1 protein-coding gene is annotated in these 484 nt (G+C 56.8%); it reads right to left on the bottom strand.

All coding sequences use genetic code 11. The annotated features are described in order from the left end of the window. Positions 1-178: 178 nt before the first annotated feature. Positions 179-484: hypothetical protein (locus EN780_RS40095; RefSeq protein ID WP_210215135.1), on the bottom strand; the 306-nt coding region annotated here is incomplete at its 5' end.

Raw genomic sequence — 484 nt, 5'->3', positions numbered from 1 at the left:
GTTGGCGGGGGGGTGAGTGGACAATGGGATCACAACGTCCATATCCAGAGCCCGCTACGATGCAGGCTCGATAGTGCCGCTTTTCTGTGCCCGCGCGTGATCAGGAGCTTCCGTTCGCTAATGTCCGATTCTGACCCGAAGCCCACGTCCATCCTACGGCCGCTTGCGTTGGGCCGCATCAGAAGCTGATGGTCTCAGTATACAGCCGGTGCGAGACAGCATGTGTGCCGCCCATCACAAAGAGGTACAAGAGCGACACCAATCGGAACTCGTGCATCTGTTGCTGGTCCAAGAGACGAACCGAGGACGCACAAATCGGCCCAAGCCAACAGGATTCCGGCTTGTGGCCCGGGTATTTGTCTGACATGTTCCCCGTTTCGGAGTTTCTCATCGGTCTATGGGGCGTAAGGATGGCAAAGGACTCTTCGAGTGCCGCTTCTTCGGCAAATAAAGCGGACGCAAAGCTGTTAGGCAACGTAAGCGA

Origin of the sequence: Mesorhizobium sp. M4B.F.Ca.ET.089.01.1.1 (assembly GCF_004022605.1) — a bacterium.
In the GTDB taxonomy this organism is placed as follows: Bacteria; Pseudomonadota; Alphaproteobacteria; order Rhizobiales; family Rhizobiaceae; genus Mesorhizobium; species Mesorhizobium abyssinicae.
This window is presented reverse-complemented; position numbering and strand designations above follow the sequence as displayed.